This is a genomic window from Pseudomonas sp. HD57-3, assembly GCF_056113135.1.
Genome location: NZ_CM148568.1, coordinates 3,762,344 through 3,783,238, shown reverse-complemented (window position 1 = coordinate 3,783,238; position 20,895 = coordinate 3,762,344). Strand labels below are relative to the sequence as shown.

Sequence of the window (20,895 nt, the reverse complement as noted above, 5' to 3'; positions counted from 1 at the left end):
TGCTTACTGACCAGAGGTCTGGGCAAGTGGAAGAGGGGTGTCGTCGATCTGCACCACTTCGCCCGGACGGGCGTGTTGCAGGCCTTCGATGACAATGCGGTCGCCGGCCTTCAGGCCGCCGGTGACGATCCAGCGGTCGTTCTGCACCGCGCCCAGTTGCACTGGCTGTTGGGCGACGCGCATCTGATCGTCGACGGTCAGGACTTGCGCCACACCGGCGCTGTCACGCTGCACCGCACGTTGCGGCACGGTCAGGCCGTGTTGAATCACGCCTTGTTCCAGACGCACGCGAACGTAGCTGCCGGGCAGCAGATCGAGATCCGGGTTGGGAAACTCGCTGCGCAGGATGATCTGGCCGGTGCCCGGATCGACAGTGATGTCGCTGAACAGCAGTTTGCCCGGCAACGGATAGAGGCTGCCGTCGTCCTGGATCAGCGTGGCCTTGACCTGATCTTGGCCGACCTGCTGCAACTGACCGGAGCGGAAGGCCCGGCGCAGCTCATTGAGTTCGCGGGTCGACTGGGTGAGATCGGCGTGGATCGGGTTCAGTTGCTGAATCAGCGCCATGGGCGTGGTTTCGTTCTGGCCGACCAGCGCACCTTCAGTCACCAGGGCGCGACCGACGCGGCCGGAAATCGGCGCGGTGACGGTGGCGTAACCGAGGTTCAGCTTCGCGCGCTCGACGGCAGCCTTGTTGGCGGCGACGTCGGCGGCGGTCTGCCGGGCATTGGCGCGAGCGTTGTCGTAGTCCTGAGCGCTGATGGCCTTGTCATCGATCAACTGGGCGTAGCGCTGTTCCTGCAGTTTTGCCTGGAACGCGTTGGCCTCGGCCTTGCGCAGGGCGGCTTCGGCGCTATCGAGGTCAGCCTTGAATGGCGCCGGGTCGATGCGGAACAGCACGTCACCCTTTTTCACGTCGCTGCCTTCGCGGAAGGTGCGTTGCAGCACGACGCCGGCCACTCGGGCGCGGACTTCGGCAATGCGCGGCGCGGCAACCCGCCCGCTGAGTTCGCTGCTGATCGACAGGGGGCGCGCCTCAAGGGTTTCGATCCGCACGGTGGCCGGCGGCGCCTGTTCCTCGGCGTTCGAGGATTTATCACAGGCACTCAGCGTCAACGCCAATGCGATCAGGCCGAGCCCGGCCAGCAGATTCTTCGACATGTAAAACCCCCAATATTGATCTGCGCATCCTACGGACAGTCGCCGAGGGTAGCGGTGAAGCTTTGTAGGCGCTGTGTGAAATTGTGTAAGGGTTTTGCTCAGGGACGAGTGAGGGCGTATATCCTTTAGCCCTTGAAATTTATTGCGACACAGCAGTCGCCACCGCCTGTTCTGGATCACCTCAATGCCCAACATTCTTCTGGTCGAAGACGACACCGCCCTCGCCGAACTGATCTCCAGTTACCTCGAACGCAACGGTTACTCCGTCAGCGTGATCGGCCGTGGCGACCATGTGCGCGAACGGGCGCGGCTCAATCCGCCGGACCTGGTGATTCTCGACCTGATGCTGCCGGGCCTCGATGGCTTGCAGGTCTGTCGCCTGTTGCGCGCCGATTCGGCAACGCTGCCGATCCTGATGCTCACCGCCCGCGATGACAGCCACGATCAGGTGCTGGGCCTGGAAATGGGCGCCGACGATTACGTCACCAAACCCTGTGAGCCGCGCGTCCTGCTGGCGCGGGTCCGTACTTTATTGCGCCGCAGCAGCCTCGGCGAACCGATGACCGCCAATGACCGGATCCTGATGGGCAACCTGTGCATCGACCTGTCGGAGCGTACGGTGACCTGGCGCGAGCAACCGGTGGAGCTGTCCAGCGGCGAATACAACCTGCTGGTGGTGCTGGCCCGTCATGCCGGTGAAGTGCTGAGCCGCGATCAGATCCTGCAACGTCTACGCGGCATCGAGTTCAACGGCACCGACCGTTCGGTGGACGTGGCGATTTCCAAACTGCGACGCAAGTTCGACGACCACGCGGGCGAAGCCCGCAAGATCAAGACCGTGTGGGGCAAGGGGTATCTGTTCAGCCGTTCCGAGTGGGAATGCTGATTCGATGTTCAGAATCCTGTTTCGCCTCTATCTGGTGACGATCGTTTCCTACAGCGCGGCGATCTATCTGGTGCCGGATCTGGTGGTGATGGCGTTCAAACAGCGATTCGTCACCTACAACCTCGACTATTCCCGTGGCCTGCAATCGCTGATCACCAAGCAGTTTCGCGCGGTGCCGCAGGATCAGTGGCCGGCGCTCGCGGCATCGATGGACAAGGATTTCCAGCCGCTGCACATCGTCCTTGCCCGTATTGACGACCCGGACTTCACCGCCATCGAGCAGGAACGTCTGCGGCGCGGCGAAAACATGGTGCGGGTGGGCGACTGGGGCTGGCGCACGCTGGCGGTCACGCCGCTGAACGACGAAATGGCGGTGCAGATGGTGGTGCCGCCGGATCCGATGGACGTGAACCTGTTGTACTGGAGCATCAACGTGCTGATCGGCGCGAGTCTGCTGGCGTGCCTGTTGCTCTGGTTTCGTCCGCACTGGCGCGATCTGGAACGCCTCAAGGGCACGGCCGAACGTTTCGGCAAGGGCCATTTGAGCGAACGCACGCAGATTGGCCCGAGCTCGAACATCGGCAGCCTGGCCAACGTGTTCGACACCATGGCCGGCGATATCGAAAACCTGCTCAACCAGCAGCGCGATCTGCTCAACGCCGTGTCCCACGAACTGCGCACGCCGCTGACCCGCCTGGACTTCGGCCTCGCGCTGGCGCTGTCCGATGACTTGCCGCAAGCCAGCCGCGAACGCCTGCAAGGGCTGGTCGCGCATATTCGCGAACTGGATGAGTTGGTGCTGGAACTGCTGTCCTACAGCCGTTTGCAGAATCCGGCGAAATTGCCGGAGCAGGTCGAAGTGTCGCTGGACGAGTTCATCGACAGCATACTGGGCAGCGTCGACGAAGAACTGGAATCCCCGGAAATCGTCATCGACGTGCTGCTGCACAACCAGCTGGAACGCTTCTCCCTCGACCCGCGCCTGACTGCGCGCGCGATTCAGAACTTGTTGCGCAACGCCATGCGCTACTGCGAAAAACGCATTCAGATCGGTGTGCAGGTTTGTCCGAAGGGCTGCGAGATCTGGGTGGATGACGACGGGATCGGCATTCCGGAGGACGAGCGGGAGCGGATTTTCGAGCCGTTCTATCGACTGGACCGGAGTCGCGATCGGGCGACCGGCGGGTTTGGCCTGGGGCTGGCGATCAGCCGGCGGGCGCTGGAAGCGCAGGGCGGGACGTTGACGGTGGAGGGTTCGCCGTTGGGTGGGGCGCGGTTCAGGCTCTGGCTGCCAACCCCCGTTTAGCGCCCCTGATCGTTGATGATCGTTCCCACGCTCCGCGTGGGAATGCATACCGTGACGCTCCGCGTCACAGTGGACGCAGAGCGTCCATGGCGGCATTCCCACGCAGAGCGTGGGAACGATCAGTGCTCTGGATTAGATGATCTCAGTCGACTGGATCAATCCAACCCCGGCCACCTGCATTCGCTCGACCGCCGTCGCCAGCGATCCATTCAAATCAATCGCCCGACACGCATCCAGCACCACAAACGCATTGAACCCCGCCGCCCGCGCGTCCAGCGCGGAGAACATCACGCAGAAATCCAGCGCCAGCCCGACCATGTACACCGTGTCGATCCCGCGTTCCTTCAGATAACCCGCCAGACCCGTGGTCGTGACGCGATCCGCTTCCAGAAACGCCGAATAGCTGTCGATGTCCGGGTTGCAGCCCTTGCGGATGACCAACTGCGCGTGGGGCAGATCGAGCCCCGAGTGAAACTCGGCACCGCGTGAACCCTGAATGCAGTGATCCGGCCACAGCGTCTGCTCGCCATACGGCAGTTGAATCACGTCATAAGGCTGACGGCCGGGATGGCTGGATGCAAACGAGGCATGCCCCGCCGGATGCCAGTCCTGGGCAATGACCACTTGCTTGAACTGCCCGGCGAGCCGGTTGATCAGCGGAACGATCAGGTCACCTTCTGGCACGGCCAACTGGCCACCGGGAATGAAGTCGTTCTGCACGTCGATGACCAGCAGGGCTGTGCGTGGCGAAATCGGCATAAATCCATCCTTCTTGGAAAATCACCCGAGCAGCATAGTGACAAAATTCTTTAAACGTTCAGCCGGGTCTTAAACATTTTCGCCATGTCTTCCAGCTCAGAAGCCGGGTGATGACCGATCAGCATCCAGGCGTGCTCACGCTCGGTCCAGTACACCACGTTCATCCCGTGCCGGCGTTCATGGGCCAGCGGCTGGCTGCCGCTGTTGGTGCGCGTGACGCACAGCGCCAGCGGGCCGTGGGTGGCGTCGAGCCAGGTCATCTGGGCGATGGGCACGCCGTCATATTCGAGCAATTGCGCGCGTTTGAACTGCGCGCCGGGCAGTTTCAGTTTCGCCGGCGACAGGCTCACGCCGAGCCGCGTATCGACGGTTTGCAGCTGCGCCAGTTGCGAGGCCTCGTCGGTAGGTAAATGCTCAAGTGTCTGCGACACATACAGCGCCATGTATTCGCCCACCAGTTCGCGCCAGTTGTGCGAATGCTGTGTTTGCCAAGCCAGAAACAAGCGGTCCGCCGCGACAGCCGCGAGTGCGACGCCCGCCGCCGCCGCGCCGATGAACCAGCGCCGGCTGAAACCGGGCTTCTGCGGTGACGGCGCGGCATCGAGCCGGGCCTGCAAGCGATCAAGCGGCGCCTGATGCGCCAGTTCGTCGTAGGCAGCCTTGAACGGCAGGTTGCTGCGGCTCAGCCATTGCACCCGCAAACTCAGCAGCGGATCGTCGGCGATGAGGCTGTCGAGTTGGCTGCGCTGTTCGCGGTCCAGTTCATCGTCCAGATACGCCACCAGTTGCTCGTCGGAAGGCGCATTCATTGCCGGTCTCCTGCGGGGCTGTTCGGTACCGCTTGCAGCGGCGGGTATTCGGCCAGTTTCAGGCGCGCGGCGGCCAGCCGGCTCATGACCGTGCCGATCGGCACTTGCAGGATCTCGGCGACTTCGCGGTAGGACAGGCCTTCGACGTAAGCGAGATATACCGTTTCGCGCTGGGTTTCCGGCAACGCATCGACCCGGCGGATCACCTGCGCTGCCATCACATGAGTCTGCGCGGCGTATTCGCCATCGAAGGTCAGCTGGCTGTCGGCATCCGCCACACCCTGGCCCTGGCGCACCCGGCGGGCGCGCACTTCGTTGAGCCAGATCGAATGCAGAATGCTCAGCAGCCAGCGATCCATGCGCGTGCCGGCCACGTACTGGCCCGAACGCTCGAGCGCCCGTACGCAGGTGGCTTGCACCAGATCCTCGGCCACGTGCCGATTGCGCGACAGCAGCAAGCCATAGCGCCACAGGCGCGCGAGGTGTTGCCCGAGTTCGGCTCTGAAGGCCTGATCGCTGAAAATGTTCGCCTCCGCGTGTCGTGTCAGGTTTTCGATGAATCGTTGATTGCTTCGGCCAGGTCCCGGTATTCCTCGCAGGTCGTGCCGCAGATCTTCTGGATGTGCTGCAACTGTTCCTGCGCCAGATCGACGCGGCCCTTGATCACATAGGCTTCGCCCAGGTACTCGCGGACTTGCGCGTACTGCGGATCAAGCTTGACCGATTGCAGGTAATAACCGATGCCTTCGTCGGTGCGCCCCAGTTTTCGTGTGGCGTAACCGCGATAGTTGAGGGCCTTGGCGGTGTTCGGTTGCTCCAGCGTGTCGAGCAGGGCCAGGGCTTCTTCGTAACGACCGGCCTTGGCCAGACGGTAGGCGTAATCGGTCCGGTCGGCGTCGGGCACCAGATGGCTGGTCTGCATCACGCACTTCTGCGTTTTGGTGTCGAACACCTGGCCTTTGGGACAGTTGGGTTTCTGCACCGGCGCCTCTTCATCGCCATTGGCGAAGGCGAGGGGGCTCGCGAAAACGGCGGCCACCAGCAACGGGGCGGCGAACATAACGGAACGGATAGTCATGGGCAAGGCTCCACAGGGGGTCATGTTTCACTTTGAACACCGCAGGGTGAAAATTTATTCATTGCTTTGTCAGGCTTTGTTAAAGGAAAGCCCTTTTTCCGGCGCTATGCTCGTCAGCATTCGTTGTCGATCTGCAGTTCTACCATGGGAGTTTGGCCATGAAAGATCAGGTTCACCACTCGGCCGCCAGCGGCTACAAGACCGCCGCCGACACCTACGTCAAAGGCCGGCCCGACTATCCGCCGGCCGTCAGCGAATGGCTGACGGGCACACTGGGTCTCGATGGCCACAAGACCGTTATCGACCTCGGCGCCGGCACCGGCAAGTTCACCGGACGGCTGGTGGCGACCGGCGCCCAGGTAATCGCCGTGGAACCGGTGGCGCAGATGCTGGAAAAACTGTCACTGGCCTGGCCGCAGGTGCTGGCCGTCAGCGGTACGGCGACGGATTTGCCGCTGCCCGATGCCTCGGTGGATGCGGTGGTGTGCGCGCAGGCCTTTCACTGGTTTGCCAGCATCGAAGCGCTGGATGAAATCGCCCGGGTGCTCAAACCGGACGGCAAGTTGGGCCTGATCTGGAACCTGCGTGACACCCGGATCGACTGGGTGCCCAAGCTGGACGCCATCGTCAATGCGCTGGAAGGCGACACGCCGCGCTTCTACACCGGCGAATGGCGCAAGGCCTTTCCCCATCCGGCGTTCGGGCCGTTGCAGGCTCAACACTTTCAGCATGGCCACACCGGCTCGCCGGAAGATGTGATTTTCAACCGGGTGCGCTCCACCAGTTTCATTGCCGCGTTGAGTGACCAGCAGCGCGCAAGGATCGACGAACAGATTGCTGAACTGATTGCCAGCGAGCCGCAACTGCGGGGCAGGGAGGTGGTGACGGTGCCATACGAGACCGCCGCCTTCGTCGCGGTGAAGAACGGCTAGAGTCCCGCATTTGGCCGAACCGCCGTGCTGATGCCTTGTTATAGTTCGGGCCTCATTTTCAGCCCGGTAAAGGATTTCTGCCATGACTCAATACACCGCCTTCAGCGTCGAACTGGCCGGCAACATCGCCCATGTGCAGATCAATCGTCCGGAAAAGATCAACTCGATGAACGCCGCGTTCTGGAGTGAAATCGTCGAGGTGTTCCAGTGGATCGACGACACCGACGAAGTGCGGGTGGTGGTGCTCAGCGGCGCCGGCAAACACTTCTCCTCGGGCATCGACCTGATGATGCTGGCCGGCGTGGCCAATGAACTGGGCAAGGACGTCGGCCGCAATGCGCGCTTGCTGCGCAAAAAGATCCTGACCCTGCAAGCCTCGTTCAATGCGGTCGACAATTGCCGTAAACCGGTACTCGCGGCGATCCAGGGTTACTGCCTGGGCGGCGCCATCGACCTGATCGCCGCCTGCGACATGCGCTATGCCGCCGAAGACGCGCAATTCTCGATCAAGGAAATCGATATCGGCATGGCGGCCGACGTTGGCACCCTGCAACGGTTGCCACGGATCATCGGTGACGGCATGCTGCGTGAGCTGGCTTACACCGGTCGCACCTTTGGCGCCGAAGAAGCGCGCAGCATCGGCCTGGTCAATCGCGTCTACAGCGACAAGGACGGCCTGATCGAAGGTGTGATGGACATTGCCCGGGACATCGCCGGCAAGTCGCCGATTGCGGTCACCGGCACCAAGGAAATGATCAGCTACATGCGTGACCATCGCATTGACGACGGTCTCGAGTACGTTGCCACCTGGAACGCCGCCATGTTGCAATCCAACGATTTGCGCGTGGCCATGGCCGCCCATATGAGCAAACAGAAACCCGAATTTCTGGATTGAGAAACCATGACATCTCGCTGGACCACTGCAGTACTGGACACCGATCAACCCGGCGGCTGGGCCGTGGCGCGCAGCCCCGAGGGTTTCCTGTTCGATGACAACGGCGCGCTGTTCCCCCGGGAATGGCTCAAGCGTCAGGACTTGTCGATCCTTGCCGAGCACGGTATCGGTCATCTCGATGGCGAACCGGTGTATCTGCTGGAACTGCGCAGCACCAGCGAGGTGCCGGGTTGCAACTGGAAAGGCCTGCGGGCGTTCATGCTCGACGGCGATCACACGATCTACAAAGTGCTGGGCTATGCCGCGCAAATCGGGACGTGGGCGCGCGAACATCGGTTCTGCGGCAATTGCGGTCAGGCCATGACCCAGGTGCCACGGGAGCGGGCGATGTATTGCCAGCCCTGTGACCTGCGCAGTTATCCGCGGATTTCGCCGAGCATGATCGTGCTGGTGACCCGTGGCGATGAAGTGCTGCTGGCGCGCTCACCGCGTTTCGTCACCGGGGTCTACAGCACGCTGGCCGGGTTTGCCGAACCGGGTGAGTCGGCCGAGGATTGCCTGATTCGCGAAGTGCGCGAAGAAGTGCAGATCGAGGTGAAGAACATTCAGTACATGGGCAGCCAGTGCTGGCCGTTCCCGCACTCGATGATGCTCGGCTTCCATGCCGAATACGCCGGTGGCGAGATTGTCTGCCAGGAAGACGAGATCGAAGACGCCCAGTGGTTCAACGTGCACGATCTGCCGCCGTTGCCGGCGTCCAAATCGATTGCCCGTTACCTGATCGACGTCTACGTGGCGCGGCGCTTAGGCCACGCTGAACCAGTGCTGCCAGGCTAGACGCACGGTCAACCCCAGCACCACGGTAATGAAAACCGGACGAATGAACTTGGCGCCGCCGCTGATCGCGGTGCGCGCCCCGAAGAAGGCGCCGACCATCACCGACAGGCCCATGCTCAGGCCGATGATCCAGTCCACCTGCCCGGAAAACACGAACACCGACAGCGCCGCAATGTTGCTGACGAAGTTCATGCTGCGCGCCACGCCACTGGCCTTGACCAGATCGATCGGGTAGAGCAACAAGCTGCTGACGGTCCAGAACGCGCCAGTGCCGGGGCCGGCCACGCCGTCGTAGAAACCGAGGCTGAAGCCTTGGGTCGATTGCCACTTCTTCTTGATCGGTGCGTCGCTGTCCAGCGGCGCTTTCGGCGTGCCGCCAAACAACAGGTACAGGCCGCAGGCGAACACAATCACCGGCAACATCTTGTTCAGCCATTCGGCCGGCAGATAGTGGGCGACGACGGCGCCGGTCAGCGCACCGACCAGGGTGCCGACGATGGCGTGCATCCACTGCCGTGGGTGAAACAGCTTGCGCCGGTAGAAGGTGAAACTGGCGGTGGCCGAACCGAAGGTCGAACTCAACTTGTTGGTGCCGAGCACCAAGTGCGGCGGCAGGCCGGCGGTGAGCAACGCAGGCGTGGTCAACAGACCGCCACCGCCGGCGATGGCGTCGATGAATCCGGCAATGAAAGCGACAAGGGCCAGAACGGCCAGGGTAGTGAGGTCAACGCTGAGTTCGAAAGGCATGGAATCGGCTTATTTCGGCAGGGCGCAGAACAGGGCTGCGGGGAGGGTGGTCATGTTACTCATTTCCGAATGTTGCGGCGACCCATAAGACTCGACCACCGACGGCTCAACTGTTGCCCACCCAACACGCACCCAACAAATCACCCTCCCACCATGCATTCCTATTACCTGAAACCCCAATAAAACCGGGTCTCCCGCCGCTGGCACGCTTGCTGCTCTGGCTCACTCATCTTCATCAATTGTCCCGAGGACACGCCAATGAGTCAGCAAGCCGTGAAATTTGCCTACTGGGTGCCGAACGTCAGCGGTGGGCTGGTGGTCAGCAAGATCGAGCAACGCACCGATTGGGGCATCGACTACAACCGCAAACTGGCGCAATTGGCCGAGGCGGCGGGTTTCGAATACGCCCTGACGCAAATCCGCTTCACCGCCGGTTACGGCGCCGAGTTCCAGCATGAATCGGTTGCCTTCAGCCACGCGCTGCTCGCCGCCACCAGCAAACTCAAAGTCATCGCCGCCATTCTGCCTGGGCCGTGGCAACCGGCGCTGGCGGCCAAACAGTTGGCGACCATCGATCAACTCACCAACGGCCGGATTGCGGTGAACATCGTCAGCGGCTGGTTCAAGGGCGAATTCCAGGCGATTGGCGAGCATTGGCTGGAGCACGACGAGCGCTATCGTCGTTCGGAGGAGTTCATTCGCTCATTGCGAGGGATCTGGAGTCAGGACAATTTCACCTTCCGTGGCGATTTCTATCGCTTCGACAATTACAGCCTCAAACCGAAACCGCTGGGCCGCCCGGAAATCTTTCAAGGCGGTAGCTCTCGTGCCGCGCGGGACATGGCGGCGCGGGTATCGGACTGGTATTTCACCAACGGCAACAGCGTCGAGGGCATCAAGGCGCAGGTCGACGATATTCGCGCCAAAGCGGCGGCGAACCAGCATTCGGTGAAGGTCGGGGTGAATGCGTTTGTCATCGCCCGGGATACCGAGGAAGAAGCCAAAGCGGTGCTGGCGCAGATCATCGATCAGGCGGACCCGGAAGCGGTGAATGCGTTCGGTGATGCGGCGAAGCAGGCGGGCAGGGCGTCGCCGGAAGGTGAGGGTAACTGGGCCAAATCGACCTTTGAAGATCTGGTGCAGTACAACGACGGCTTCAAGACCAACCTGATCGGCACGCCGCAGCAGATTGCCGAGCGCATCGTCGCGTTGAAAGCGGTGGGGGTTGATCTGGTATTGGCGGGGTTCCTGCATTTTCAGGAAGAGGTGGAGTATTTCGGTCAGCGGGTGTTGCCGCTGGTGCGGGAACTGGAAGCCAAAGCGCAATCGGCCCGGACTGCCGAAGTCGCCTGAAAATCCCTCCTGCACACTGTGCAGGAGGGATCGGCTACTTAATTACAGACCCAGCTCGGACAACCCCGGATGATCATCCGGGCGTCGGCCCAGCGGCCAGTGGAACTTGCGTTCGCTTTCCTTGATCGGCATGTCGTTGATGCAGGCGTAACGCTGGAACATCAGGCCGTTGTCGTCGAATTCCCAGTTTTCGTTGCCGTAGGAACGGAACCAGTTGCCCGAGTCGTCGTGCCATTCGTAGGCGTAGCGCACGGCGATGCGGGTGTCGGAGTAGGCCCAGAGTTCTTTGATCAGGCGGTAATCCAGTTCCTTGGCCCATTTGCGGGTCAGGAAACCCTTGGCTTCTTCGCGGTTGTTGGCGAATTCGGCACGGTTGCGCCATTTGGTGTCCAGGGTGTAGGCCAGCGACACGCGCTCCGGGTCGCGGGAGTTCCAGCCATCCTCGGCCAGACGAACTTTTTCAATGGCCGATTCACGGTTGAACGGTGGCAATGGCGGACGAACTTCGGCTGCAGTAGACATGTTTGTCTCCCGATCTATTAACAGTTAAACAACTTGTCAGGCTTATTAAGGCGTTACAGGTCCAATAACTTTCGCGCCATGCATTGCGCATTATCGGCGGCACTGTGATCACCCATCACAAGCGCTACGGTAATGGCGCCGTCAATCAGGATCAGCAGCTGTTTGGCCAACAGTTGCGGGTCCTCGGCTCCATGTTCGGTACACAGCTCGCACAGGTAGTCGAGCAGTTTCTGTTTGTGGTCTTTGGCGACCAGTCGGACCGGGTCCTCGGGATCGCCGGTCTCACCGCTGGTGTTGATGAAGGCGCAGCCCCGGAAACCTTCCGAGGCGAACCAGCCCTTGAGCACGGTAAACAGGTTGAGCAGACGATCAGCCGGGGTTTCGGCCTGATCGACGGCGCTTCTGTACCAGTGCATCCAGCGCACGTCGCGGCGTTGCAGGGCGGCGACGGTCAACTCCTCCTTGTTGGCGAAGTAGCGGTAGATGCTCTTTCTGGAAACACCGGCGGTTTTCACCAGAAGATCCATGCCGGTGGCCGCGATGCCACTTTTGTAGATCAACTTTTCGGTGACATCCAGAATGATGTCTCGGGTCGTGTCGTTGCTTGTGATTTCGTTCATGTGGCGAACAGTAGAACGATCGTTCTCCTTGGTCAAGCAGTTATTTTCTGATCGCTCTCGCGTTCTACTTGATCGTTCCCACGCTCTGCGTGGGAATGCCTCAAGGGACGCTCTGCGTTCCAGCTCTGGAAGGGGCGCGGAGCGTCCCGGGCTGCATTCCCACGCAGAGCGTGGGAACGATCATTCAAGAGCGCGGGAACGGTCAGTCATTACAGACACTCACAAGACCCGAAGGAGTTGATGGTGTAAGCTCTCGGGTTCTTCGGATTCGACCCATTGCGAGCCCTATGCCGTTGCTTTTCAAACGCTCTCTGCTGCCCAAACTGCGCAGCTTTCCGCTGACCGCCGAGGCCGTGACGATCCTGCCCGGCGCCGCCGATTTCCGCCGTTGCCTGCTGGAGAAAATCGCCCAGGCGACCCAGCGCATCTACCTCGTTGCGCTTTATTTGCAAAACGATGAAGCCGGCCAGGAAATCCTCGATGCCTTGCACGCCGCCAAACTCAAGCGTCCCGGACTTGAAATCGCGGTGGTCGTCGACTGGCTGCGGGCCCAGCGTGGCTTGATCGGCGCCGGCAAACAGCCGGGCAACTCGGCGTGGTATCAGGAAATGACCCGCACCCACCAGAGCGTGGTGCCGGTCTACGGCGTGCCGGTGCAGACCCGCGAGCTGTTCGGCGTGCTGCACCTCAAAGGCTTCGTGATCGACGATTGCGTGGTCTACAGCGGTGCGAGCCTGAACAACGTCTATCTGCACAAATTCGACAAGTACCGTTTCGACCGTTATCACGTGCTGCAAAGCCGCGAACTGGCGGACTCGATGCACCATCTGGTCAAGCACGGTCTGATCGAATCGAAGGCGGTGCATCGCCTCGACCTGCCGAACCTGCCGACCACCCGCAGCCTGCGCAACGACATTGGCGACCTGCGCAGTCGTCTCAAATATGCGGCGTACGACACCAGTGCCGGCAGCACGGCGCATACCGGCCTGTCGGTCAGTCCGTTGCTCGGTGTGGGCAAGAACAACCCGCTGAACCGGGTGATTCTGGAGCTGATCGCCAGCGCCCAGAAGCAACTGACCATCTGCACGCCGTATTTCAATCTGCCGCTCGGCGTGATCCGCGAGATCAACCGTGCGCTGGCGCGCGGTGTGAAGATCGACATCGTGGTCGGCGACAAGACGGCCAACGATTTCTACATTCCACCGACCGAGCCGTTCAAGGTGATCGCCGCGCTGCCGTATCTCTACGAGATCAGCCTGCGCCGTTTCGCCAAGCGGCATCAGCGCAACATCGACAGCGGCCAGTTGAACCTGCATCTGTGGCGTGAAGGCGACAACAGCTATCACCTCAAGGGGATGTGGATCGACCAGCGCTATACGCTGCTGACCGGCAACAACCTCAATCCTCGGGCGTTCCGTCTCGATCTGGAAAACGCCTTGCTGATCGATGACCCGAAAGGCGAGTGGCTGGAACCGCGCCGCGTGGAGCTGGAAAATATCTTCGTTCACACCACGCGGATCGCACGCTTCCAGGACCTGGAAGCCTTGCCGGATTACCCGGCGGGCGTGGCCAAGTTCCTCAAGCGCGTGAGCCGGGTGCGGGTCGAGCGGTTGCTCTATCGCATTCTCTAAAACCGGCCCACAAAAAATCCCCCGAATGCAGCACGCGTCCGGGGGATTTTTGTATGCGCGGACTCAGTTCAGACCGAGTTTGCCACGCAATGTGGAAAGATCTTCAGCCAGGGTATTGACCGGGCCGACCAGCGCCTTGCGGTCGTTGTCCTTCACCTTGTCGTAAGTCTCGAAGCCACCGTCCTTGGTCTTGTACTTGGCCAGGATCTTGTCCACGGTGGCGAAGTTCTTGTCGACTTTGGCGACGAAGGCCTTGTCCTGTTTCTCGATCTGCGGACGGAACAGGTCGACGATTTTCTTCGCGCCGTCGATGTTGCCCTGGAAGTCGTACAGGTCGGTGTGGCTGTAACGGTCTTCTTCACCGGAGATCTTGGTTGCGGCGACTTCTTCGAGCAGCGCAGCGGCGCCGCCGACGACTTTCTCAGGCGGGAAGGTCAGGCCGGCGACGCGGGTCTGCAGGTCTTTCACGTCTTTGTTCAGGCCGTCCGCCAGAGCGTCGAGATCCTTGGTGCTCTTTTCCGAGAACAGCGAGTATTCGATGCGATGGAAACCGGTGAAGTCTTCGGCTTTCACCCCTTGCTCGTGGTCGTCGACCCGGGAGTCGATGGACGCGTCGAGGTCACTGAACAGCTCGGCGATCGGCTCGATCGACTCGTAATAAACGCGGGTCGGCGCGTAGAGCTTCTGCGCGGTGGCCAGGTCGCCTTTTTTTACCGCGTCGGTGAACTGCTGGTTGTGGCTGGCCAGTTCATCCAGTTGTTCGGTGACGTAGATCTTGTAGTCCGACACCGGCCCCACCAGATCCAGAGGCGCGGTCGCGGCGAACGCCGACAGCGGGGTGTTGAGCAAACCAAGGGTCAGCAATAACGCGAGTGGCGTCTTTTTCATGGGGCGGCTCCTGATATGACTGTTGTTATGCAGTTGTTTTGGGTTGTGTGGCAGCCAGCAGCGAGCGACCGATGAAGTCCTTGTCGCCCGTGACACCCGGCAGGGTGAAGAAGTAACCGCCGCCGACCGGCTTGAGGTATTCCTCCAGCGGTTCGCCATTGAGGCGGGTCTGCACGGTGATGAAGCCTTTTTCCAGGTCGGCCTGGTAACAGATGAACAGCAGGCCCATGTCGAGCTGGCCGTTCTTGTTCACGCCGTTGGAATAGTTGAACGGACGGCGCAGGATCAGGTTGGCCTGGCTTGCGGCGGTGCGCGGGTTGGCCAGGCGGATGTGCGCGTCGAGCTTGGTCAGCTTGCCTTCCGGGTCCTTGCTGTAATCCGGGACTTCGGTTTCATGGCTGGCGCCCATCGGCGCGCCGGTGGTTTTCACTCGGCCAATGATGCTTTCCTGTTCCTGCAAGGGCGTGCGGTCCCAGCGTTCGACGAAGTTGCGGATGATCCGCACTGCCTGATAACTGCCGTGGGCCGCCCAGGCCGGTTCGTCGCTGCCCGGTTGCACCCAGACGATGCGGTCCATGGCTTTGCCGTCGTTGGAATCCGGGTTGGCCGAACCGTCACGGAAACCCAGGAAGTTACGCGCCGATTGCGCCGGTACGCCGGGCTTGGCCGGGGCTTGCGGCGGCACGCTGCCTTCCTGTTTCCAGCGCACCAGCAGCAAGTCCGGCAGGTTCTTCACGATGTCGCGCAGGGCGTGGATGTTGGTGTCGGCGGTGTTGGAACAGAACTGCAGGCTCAAGTCGCCGTGGCAGCAATCGGCTTCCAGCGCATCGTTGGGAAAACCGACCATGCGGATCAGGCGCTTGGGTTTGGCGGACGCGAGGCCGAAGCGCTCGTCGAATAATGATTCGCCCACCGACACGGTGATGGTCAGGTTGTCCGGCGTCACCACCGGGCCGAGGATCCCGGAATCCGGCGGCGGCAACTTCGGATCGATCTGCGCCACCGGGCCGCCCTTCATCAGGAACGCGATGCGCTCGTTGAGGGTGCGGAACAGGCGTTCGAGGTCTTCACGGTCGCTGGCCAGCACATCGAACGACACCAGCATGCCGGCCGCCGGGCGCGGGGTGACGATGCCGCTCTGGTGTACGCCGTGAAAGTCGTGATGATCCTGGGTCTTGTCGCTGCTCGGTGCTTCGGTGACTTGCGCAGGCGCGGCGGCCATCGCCGGGCAGCTCAAAGCCGTGCCGGCCAGTGCGACACCGGCGGCGCCCATGCCCATCAATACGCGGCGACGTTGCAGGTTGAAGTGTTCGGAATCGTTCATCGGTATTCGTCTTCTGCTTACAGGCCGGAGAGGCCGAGGGCGGGATCAATGGCGTCGAGGGCGTCGGCCAGGGCCTTGGCCTTGTCGGCGATCTGCTTGCGTTGCTCACCGTTGACGGTGTCGTAACTGGCGTAGCCGTCCTTGACCTTGAAGCCGTTCAGCGTGGTATCGAAATCAGCCAGCGCGCCGTCGATTTTCGGCAGCAGGTCGGCGGCGGATTTGCTCAGCAGCGGGCGCAGCAGTTCGACGACTTTGTGCGCGGTTTCCTGATTGGCTGCGAAGCCGTTCAGATCGCTGTGGCTGTAGCGTTCCTCTTCGCCGCTGGCGGCGCGCACGTCGGCGAGGGTGTTGAGATTGCGCACGACGATTTCCACCAGTTGCTCCGGCGGCAGCGACTGGGCCAGCAGCTGTTGTTTCAGCGTGGTGACGTTGTCGAGCAAGCCTTGGGCAATCGGTGTCAGCCCATCGAGGTTGCGTTGCTGGAACAGCGCGTATTCGAGGCGATGGAAACCGACGAAGGCCGGATCCTGCTCGCGTTTTTCGAAGTAATCGGCGCGGGCGTTGATGCTGTTGTCCAGCTCGGCCAAGCGTTGTGCGGCGGGGGCCAGACGCTGGTACGCGGCACGGGCCGGCAAATACGACGCCTGGGCCTGGGCCAGATCGCCGCTGTCGATGGCTTGATTCAGCGCCGTCACGGCTTTGATCAGCGCGCTGCCCTGGCTGGCCAGATAGACGCGGAACTCAGACAGCGGCCCGACGAAGGCAACCATCGACGGCTTGGCCTTGGCGGCGGCATCGGAGGCGGCGGTTGGCGTCACGTGCAGGGTGCCGCGCGGATTGCTCAGCAGGCCGCAGGTGATGACGTAATCGCCGGGTTGCAGGTTGGCGTTGATCACCTGGCTCAGGCCCGGGGCGATGTTCTCGCGTTCTTCGATCACCAGCACGCCGTCGAGGATTTCCCATTCCACCGCTCGGTCGGAGCGGTTGACGATGCGGAAACTGGCGCGACCGGCCGGGACGGTGAGGGCGTTCGGCTCGCAACTGTGCGGATGGATGTTCACCACCACTTCGTCGCGGTTGTGCTGACGTTTGGCGGCGGCCATTTTCGAGGCGTAGTAGAACAGGCCACCGGCGGCGATCATCACGATCACCGAACCGGCCACCGCCCAGCGCAAGGCGCGGGGAGGCGAGGCCTGAGGAGTATTAGGCTTTGACATGAAGGCCCTTATTGGCTGGAAACGGAAGACGATTGGGCAGCGGGCTTGGGTGCCGGCATGAAGAACATCACCAGCGCCACCAGCAGATAAATCAGGTATGCGCCGAGGGTGCTGACGGTCGGTGCATCCTGATAACCGAACATGCCGGCCAGCACCGAGCCCAGCGGGCCATCCATCGGCAGCGTCGCGCTGAAGTCGAAGAGCACGGTTTGCAGGTGATTCCACACTCCGGCCTCATGCAGGGCTTGCACCGAGTTGGCGAGAATCCCGGCGGCGACCACGAGGATGAACAGCCCGGTCCAGCGGAAGAACGCCGACAGGTTCAAACGCATGCTGCCGCTGTAGATCAGGAAGCCGACGACAATCGCCAGGATCAGGCCGAGCAGGGCGCCGATCGGCGCGGCCGGGCCTTCGCTCTGCTGGAACACAGCGAGCAGGAAGAACACGGTTTCCAGACCTTCCCGGGCCACGGCGAAAAACACCATGGCGATCAGCGCGATGACCTGATGTTTCGAAGACGTCAGCGCATGATCGAGGGAGGCTTGCAGCGAATGCTTGATCGAACGCGCCACCTTGCGCATCCAGAACACCATTGAGCTGAGAATCCCCACGGCCACCAGCCCGACCACGCCTTCGAACAGTTCCTGCTGCTTTTGCGGGAATTCGGCGCTGACCAGTTCCAGGCCGCCGCCAACCAGCAAGGCCAGCGCAGCGGCGAGAAACACCCCGATCCATACCGCCGGCATCCACTGCCCACGGCCGGTCTGTTGCAGGTAGCTGGCGATGATGCCAACGATCAGCGCGGCTTCGATGCCTTCGCGCAACATGATCAAAAAGGGAACGAGCATTCGACGATCACTGTGTAACGAAATGAGGTTACAAGTTGTAACATAATGAAAGTCATTCTCACATGGCATCCATTGACATTTACCTGAACCTCAGCTGAACGAGTCTGAACATCCACGCCGCCCAGCCAGCTGCGCTAAGATGCCCGCCACTCGAACAACAACAGGATTGCGCGCGTTCCATGTCGGAAAAAGACACCATCGCCATTCAACTGGTGCGCGAAGCACTGCTGCAAAGTTGTGCCCCGGGCGTGGCCACGGAAGAAGTCTTGAGCAAGGTCGGGATCGATCCGGCGCTGCTGCCCACCGATGACGCGCGCGTGCCGGCCAGCCAGTACGCGCGGTTATGGCGCCTGTTGGCCCGGCGCGGCGATGACGAGTTCTTTGGCATGGACCCGCGCAAGCTGAAATCCGGCAGCCTAGAATTCCTCTGCCGCAGCGCGATGGCCCAGCCGAACCTGGCTGCGGGGCTGAGCACCGGTTTGAATTTCCTGTCGCTGATGCTCGAACGAATGCCGGCGCAACTGGTGCATCAGCAGAGTCTGGCGGAAATCGTGCTGCTGGAAGACGACCCGGAACCGCGCCGCGCCTTCACCTATTTCACTTACTGGATGATCGTCCACGGCGTGGCGTGCTGGCTGGCGGGGCGGCGGATACCGATCCTGGCGATCGAACTGCGCTGCCCGGCGCCGGATTTCTGCGATGACTATCGGGTGATGTTCTCCGAGAACCTGCGCTTCGACCGGCCGCGTACGCGGATGATCTTCGCCGCCGACGTGCTGGATCTGCCGATCAAGCGCAGCGCCGAAGAGTTGAAACGCTTCCTCGCCCATGCCCCGGCCAACATTCTGGTGAAATACCGCGACCCGGAAAGCCTTGCGAGCCGGATCAAGCAGGATCTGCGGCAGCTGCCCGCCGAACAGTGGCCGGAAACCGATGCGTTGGCCCAACAGTTGTGCATGTCGGCTTCGACCCTGCGTCGGCGTCTGGCGGAAGAAGGGCAGACTTATCAGGGGTTGAAGGACAGCGTGCGCAAGGAGCTGGCGATCACCTGGCTGGCTGAGCCTTCGATCAGTTTTGCCGAGATCGCCACACGCCTGGGGTTTGCCGATGCGAGTTCGTTCTACAAGGCGTTTCGCAAGTGGTCGGGGACCAATCCCGGGCACTATCGCAGCCTGATCCTCAACGAAGCGTCCTGACCCACCACTGACATCCCCGACACCCGCTGACCCAACGCCAACTCTCGTTCCCACGCGGAGCGTGGGAACGATCAGTTGCAACCGGATTCTTGGCCAAACCAGTCATCCACTTTGAGGGCTTTGACCATTGCCGCCGCCGGCGTGCGGCGCGAGTATTCCTCTGTTGTTTACGGTTCCCCAACCTAATAAGAACAGAGGGATTCTGGCAATGCGCGATTACTTGTCTGCCACCGCACAGTTTGATTATCAGCACACCGTGGACGCCGCACTCAGCGGCACGCTCGAGGCGCTCAACGCCTGCGTCGAATGTTGTGACCGCCACGCGCTGCCGGGGCGCATCGCGCTGTTCTGGGAGGGCCGCGACGGCGCCAGTGCGACGTACACCTTCAGCGACCTGCAGGACAAAGCCGCGCGTTTCGCCAATTTCCTTCTCGCCCAGGGCGTGCAGAAGGGCGACAAGGTCGCCGGCCTGCTGCCGCGCAATATCGAATTGCTGATCACCGTGTTCGCCACCTGGCGCATCGGCGCGGTGTATCAACCGCTGTTTACCGCGTTTGGCCCCAAAGCCCTCGAACATCGCCTGAACAGCTCCGGCGCCAAAGTCGTGGTGACCGACGCCGCCAACCGGCCGAAACTCAGCGAGGTCGCCGATTGCCCGACGCTGGTCACCGTCGGCGGTCCGAAAGGCCAGGGCATCGTCCGTGGCGATTTCAGTTTCTGGGCCGAGCTGCCCAACCATTCCAATGTCTGCGAACCGGTGATGCTGACCGGCGAAGACCCGTTCCTGCTGATGTTCACCTCGGGCACCACCGGCCCGTCGAAAGCGCTGTCGGTGCCGCTCAAGGCTGTCGTGGCGTTCCAGAGCTACACCCGCGACGCCGTGGATCTGCGCCCGGAAGATGCGTTCTGGAACGTCGCCGATCCGGGCTGGGCCTACGGCATCTATTTCGGTGTCACCGGCCCGTTGTCGATGGGCCACCCGATCACGTTCTACGATGGCCCGTTCACCCTCGAAAGCACCTGCCGGGTGATCAACAAATACGGGATCACCAACCTCACCGGTTCGCCGACGGCGTATCGCCTGCTGATTGCCGGCGGCGATGAGTTCGCCAAATCGATCAAGGGCAAGCTGCGCATCGTCAGCAGCGCTGGCGAGCCGTTGAACCCGGAAGTGATCCGCTGGTTCGCCGACAACCTCGGCGTGGTCATTCACGACCATTACGGCCAGACCGAACTGGGCATGGTCCTGTGCAACCACCACGGCCTCGAACACCCGATCCACCTCGGCGCTGCCGGTTTTGCCTCGCCGGGCCATCGCATCGTGGTGCTCGACGAGCAGAACAACGAACTCGGCGTCGGCCAGCCCGGCATCCTCGCCATCGACCGCACCCAGTCGCCGATGTGCTGGTTCGCCGGTTACCAAGGCGCGCCAACCAAGGCCTTCGTCGGCAATTACTACCTGAGCGGCGACACCGTGGAGTGGAACCCGGACGGCAGCATCAGCTTCGTCGGCCGCAGCGATGATGTGATCACCACTTCCGGCTATCGCGTCGGCCCGTTCGACGTGGAGAGCGCACTGATCGAACACCCGGCCGTAGTCGAGGCAGCGGTGGTCGGCAAGCCCGATCCGGAGCGCACCGAACTGGTCAAAGCCTTCGTCGTGCTCAATCCGCAATACCGCGCGGAACCTGCGCTGGCCGAAGAGCTGCGCCAACACGTGCGCAAGCGTCTGGCCGCGCATTCGTACCCCCGTGAAATCGAATTTGTCAGCGAGTTGCCGAAAACCCCGAGCGGCAAATTGCAGCGCTTTATCTTGCGCAACCAGGAAATCGCCAAGGCTCAAGAGGCCGCGGCGCACAACGTTTCAGCTTGAATCCAAGGAAACT

General features: G+C 61.7%; 21 protein-coding genes. 9 read left to right on the top strand and 12 right to left on the bottom strand.

Annotated elements, in window-relative coordinates; translation table 11 throughout:
* Positions 1-3: 3 nt before the first annotated feature.
* Positions 4-1,161: an efflux RND transporter periplasmic adaptor subunit gene (locus tag AC0R79_RS16890; RefSeq protein ID WP_127798261.1), complete on the bottom strand. Its 1,158-nt coding sequence runs from the start codon at positions 1,159-1,161 to the stop codon at positions 4-6.
* 184 nt (positions 1,162-1,345) lie between these two features.
* Between AC0R79_RS16890 and AC0R79_RS16885 the strand changes: the two genes are divergently transcribed.
* A complete protein-coding gene (locus AC0R79_RS16885) occupies positions 1,346-2,047 on the top strand; it encodes a response regulator (protein WP_007960391.1) in 702 nt (233 codons plus the stop codon).
* Positions 2,048-2,051: 4 nt separating this feature from the next.
* Complete coding sequence (locus AC0R79_RS16880) at positions 2,052-3,353, top strand: ATP-binding protein (protein WP_375747207.1); 1,302 nt, start codon at positions 2,052-2,054, stop codon at positions 3,351-3,353.
* Between the two features lie 132 nt (positions 3,354-3,485).
* Here AC0R79_RS16880 and pncA read toward each other — a convergent pair whose 3' ends face one another.
* From pncA to AC0R79_RS16860, 4 genes are all read right to left on the bottom strand, one after another.
* Positions 3,486-4,112 carry a bifunctional nicotinamidase/pyrazinamidase gene (pncA, locus tag AC0R79_RS16875; RefSeq protein ID WP_127798259.1) on the bottom strand — a complete coding sequence of 209 codons (627 nt, stop codon included), beginning with the start codon at positions 4,110-4,112 and terminating at the stop codon, positions 3,486-3,488.
* A 50-nt stretch (positions 4,113-4,162) separates the two neighbouring features.
* Positions 4,163-4,921 (bottom strand): anti-sigma factor family protein, encoded by a 759-nt coding sequence (locus AC0R79_RS16870; protein WP_127798258.1) that lies wholly within the window; start codon positions 4,919-4,921, stop codon positions 4,163-4,165.
* Entirely contained in the window at positions 4,918-5,394 is a 477-nt protein-coding gene (locus AC0R79_RS16865) for a sigma-70 family RNA polymerase sigma factor (RefSeq protein ID WP_456361588.1), read from the bottom strand. Before AC0R79_RS16865 ends, AC0R79_RS16870 begins: the two co-directional genes overlap by 4 nt.
* 71 nt (positions 5,395-5,465) lie before the next feature.
* Positions 5,466-5,999, bottom strand: a complete 534-nt coding sequence (locus AC0R79_RS16860; RefSeq protein ID WP_007951256.1) for a tetratricopeptide repeat protein — start codon at positions 5,997-5,999, stop codon at positions 5,466-5,468.
* Positions 6,000-6,157: 158 nt separating this feature from the next.
* Between AC0R79_RS16860 and AC0R79_RS16855 the strand changes: the two genes are divergently transcribed.
* From AC0R79_RS16855 to nudC, 3 genes are all read left to right on the top strand, one after another.
* On the top strand, positions 6,158-6,931 hold the full coding sequence (locus AC0R79_RS16855; RefSeq protein ID WP_474730705.1) for a class I SAM-dependent methyltransferase: 774 nt from the start codon (positions 6,158-6,160) through the stop codon (positions 6,929-6,931).
* Between the two features lie 82 nt (positions 6,932-7,013).
* A complete protein-coding gene (locus AC0R79_RS16850) occupies positions 7,014-7,826 on the top strand; it encodes a crotonase/enoyl-CoA hydratase family protein (RefSeq protein WP_474730702.1) in 813 nt (270 codons plus the stop codon).
* Positions 7,827-7,832: 6 nt separating this feature from the next.
* Positions 7,833-8,663 carry an NAD(+) diphosphatase gene (nudC, locus tag AC0R79_RS16845; RefSeq protein WP_039768669.1) on the top strand — a complete coding sequence of 277 codons (831 nt, stop codon included), beginning with the start codon at positions 7,833-7,835 and terminating at the stop codon, positions 8,661-8,663.
* Here the strand turns inward: nudC and AC0R79_RS16840 are convergent.
* On the bottom strand, positions 8,631-9,410 hold the full coding sequence (locus tag AC0R79_RS16840; protein WP_007951261.1) for a TSUP family transporter: 780 nt from the start codon (positions 9,408-9,410) through the stop codon (positions 8,631-8,633). The genes nudC and AC0R79_RS16840 overlap by 33 nt on opposite strands.
* A gap of 258 nt (positions 9,411-9,668) precedes the next feature.
* On the opposite strand from AC0R79_RS16840, the gene sfnG reads away from it, so the two are divergent.
* A complete protein-coding gene (gene sfnG, locus AC0R79_RS16835; RefSeq protein WP_127798254.1) occupies positions 9,669-10,763 on the top strand; it encodes a dimethylsulfone monooxygenase SfnG in 1,095 nt (364 codons plus the stop codon).
* A 42-nt stretch (positions 10,764-10,805) separates the two neighbouring features.
* Here the strand turns inward: sfnG and AC0R79_RS16830 are convergent, their stop codons facing one another.
* Entirely contained in the window at positions 10,806-11,285 is a 480-nt protein-coding gene (locus AC0R79_RS16830; RefSeq protein ID WP_039768666.1) for a nuclear transport factor 2 family protein, read from the bottom strand.
* Between the two features lie 53 nt (positions 11,286-11,338).
* Complete coding sequence (locus tag AC0R79_RS16825) at positions 11,339-11,905, bottom strand: TetR/AcrR family transcriptional regulator (RefSeq protein WP_007951264.1); 567 nt, start codon at positions 11,903-11,905, stop codon at positions 11,339-11,341.
* Between the two features lie 287 nt (positions 11,906-12,192).
* Here AC0R79_RS16825 and pssA point away from each other — a divergent pair, with 287 nt between their 5' ends.
* Positions 12,193-13,536: a CDP-diacylglycerol--serine O-phosphatidyltransferase gene (pssA, locus tag AC0R79_RS16820; RefSeq protein ID WP_474730694.1), complete on the top strand. Its 1,344-nt coding sequence runs from the start codon at positions 12,193-12,195 to the stop codon at positions 13,534-13,536.
* Positions 13,537-13,599: 63 nt separating this feature from the next.
* Here pssA and efeO (AC0R79_RS16815) read toward each other — a convergent pair whose 3' ends face one another.
* The 4 genes from efeO (AC0R79_RS16815) to efeU are packed head-to-tail and all read right to left on the bottom strand — an operon-like array spanning position 13,600 to position 17,813.
* Positions 13,600-14,424: an iron uptake system protein EfeO gene (efeO, locus tag AC0R79_RS16815; RefSeq protein ID WP_474730691.1), complete on the bottom strand. Its 825-nt coding sequence runs from the start codon at positions 14,422-14,424 to the stop codon at positions 13,600-13,602.
* Between the two features lie 25 nt (positions 14,425-14,449).
* Complete coding sequence (efeB, locus tag AC0R79_RS16810; protein ID WP_375747202.1) at positions 14,450-15,748, bottom strand: iron uptake transporter deferrochelatase/peroxidase subunit; 1,299 nt, start codon at positions 15,746-15,748, stop codon at positions 14,450-14,452.
* A 17-nt stretch (positions 15,749-15,765) separates the two neighbouring features.
* On the bottom strand, positions 15,766-16,965 hold the full coding sequence (gene efeO, locus AC0R79_RS16805; protein WP_474730688.1) for an iron uptake system protein EfeO: 1,200 nt from the start codon (positions 16,963-16,965) through the stop codon (positions 15,766-15,768).
* 8 nt (positions 16,966-16,973) lie between these two features.
* Positions 16,974-17,813 (bottom strand): iron uptake transporter permease EfeU, encoded by an 840-nt coding sequence (efeU, locus tag AC0R79_RS16800; RefSeq protein WP_474730687.1) that lies wholly within the window; start codon positions 17,811-17,813, stop codon positions 16,974-16,976.
* Between the two features lie 179 nt (positions 17,814-17,992).
* Between efeU and AC0R79_RS16795 the strand changes: the two genes are divergently transcribed.
* Complete coding sequence (locus AC0R79_RS16795) at positions 17,993-19,009, top strand: AraC family transcriptional regulator (RefSeq protein ID WP_474730685.1); 1,017 nt, start codon at positions 17,993-17,995, stop codon at positions 19,007-19,009.
* Between the two features lie 208 nt (positions 19,010-19,217).
* Positions 19,218-20,882 (top strand): AMP-binding protein, encoded by a 1,665-nt coding sequence (locus AC0R79_RS16790; RefSeq protein ID WP_134020178.1) that lies wholly within the window; start codon positions 19,218-19,220, stop codon positions 20,880-20,882.
* Positions 20,883-20,895 lie beyond the last annotated feature (13 nt).

Excerpts from the sequence above, each read along its gene's own strand:
- AC0R79_RS16825 (WP_007951264.1), bottom strand. The coding sequence starts at position 11,905 with ATGAACGAAATCACAAGCAACGACACGACCCGAGACATCATTCTGGAT.
- AC0R79_RS16790 (WP_134020178.1), top strand. The coding sequence starts at position 19,218 with ATGCGCGATTACTTGTCTGCCACCGCACAGTTTGATTATCAGCACACC.
- AC0R79_RS16885 (WP_007960391.1), top strand. The coding sequence starts at position 1,346 with ATGCCCAACATTCTTCTGGTCGAAGACGACACCGCCCTCGCCGAACTG.
- AC0R79_RS16795 (WP_474730685.1), top strand. The coding sequence starts at position 17,993 with ATGTCGGAAAAAGACACCATCGCCATTCAACTGGTGCGCGAAGCACTG.
- pssA (WP_474730694.1), top strand. The coding sequence starts at position 12,193 with ATGCCGTTGCTTTTCAAACGCTCTCTGCTGCCCAAACTGCGCAGCTTT.
- efeO (WP_474730691.1), bottom strand. The coding sequence starts at position 14,424 with ATGAAAAAGACGCCACTCGCGTTATTGCTGACCCTTGGTTTGCTCAAC.
- AC0R79_RS16840 (WP_007951261.1), bottom strand. The coding sequence starts at position 9,410 with ATGCCTTTCGAACTCAGCGTTGACCTCACTACCCTGGCCGTTCTGGCC.
- AC0R79_RS16870 (WP_127798258.1), bottom strand. The coding sequence starts at position 4,921 with ATGAATGCGCCTTCCGACGAGCAACTGGTGGCGTATCTGGACGATGAA.
- AC0R79_RS16855 (WP_474730705.1), top strand. The coding sequence starts at position 6,158 with ATGAAAGATCAGGTTCACCACTCGGCCGCCAGCGGCTACAAGACCGCC.
- efeO (WP_474730688.1), bottom strand. The coding sequence starts at position 16,965 with ATGTCAAAGCCTAATACTCCTCAGGCCTCGCCTCCCCGCGCCTTGCGC.
- AC0R79_RS16880 (WP_375747207.1), top strand. The coding sequence starts at position 2,052 with ATGTTCAGAATCCTGTTTCGCCTCTATCTGGTGACGATCGTTTCCTAC.
- efeB (WP_375747202.1), bottom strand. The coding sequence starts at position 15,748 with ATGAACGATTCCGAACACTTCAACCTGCAACGTCGCCGCGTATTGATG.
- efeU (WP_474730687.1), bottom strand. The coding sequence starts at position 17,813 with ATGCTCGTTCCCTTTTTGATCATGTTGCGCGAAGGCATCGAAGCCGCG.
- pncA (WP_127798259.1), bottom strand. The coding sequence starts at position 4,112 with ATGCCGATTTCGCCACGCACAGCCCTGCTGGTCATCGACGTGCAGAAC.
- AC0R79_RS16850 (WP_474730702.1), top strand. The coding sequence starts at position 7,014 with ATGACTCAATACACCGCCTTCAGCGTCGAACTGGCCGGCAACATCGCC.
- nudC (WP_039768669.1), top strand. The coding sequence starts at position 7,833 with ATGACATCTCGCTGGACCACTGCAGTACTGGACACCGATCAACCCGGC.
- AC0R79_RS16830 (WP_039768666.1), bottom strand. The coding sequence starts at position 11,285 with ATGTCTACTGCAGCCGAAGTTCGTCCGCCATTGCCACCGTTCAACCGT.
- sfnG (WP_127798254.1), top strand. The coding sequence starts at position 9,669 with ATGAGTCAGCAAGCCGTGAAATTTGCCTACTGGGTGCCGAACGTCAGC.
- AC0R79_RS16860 (WP_007951256.1), bottom strand. The coding sequence starts at position 5,999 with ATGACTATCCGTTCCGTTATGTTCGCCGCCCCGTTGCTGGTGGCCGCC.
- AC0R79_RS16890 (WP_127798261.1), bottom strand. The coding sequence starts at position 1,161 with ATGTCGAAGAATCTGCTGGCCGGGCTCGGCCTGATCGCATTGGCGTTG.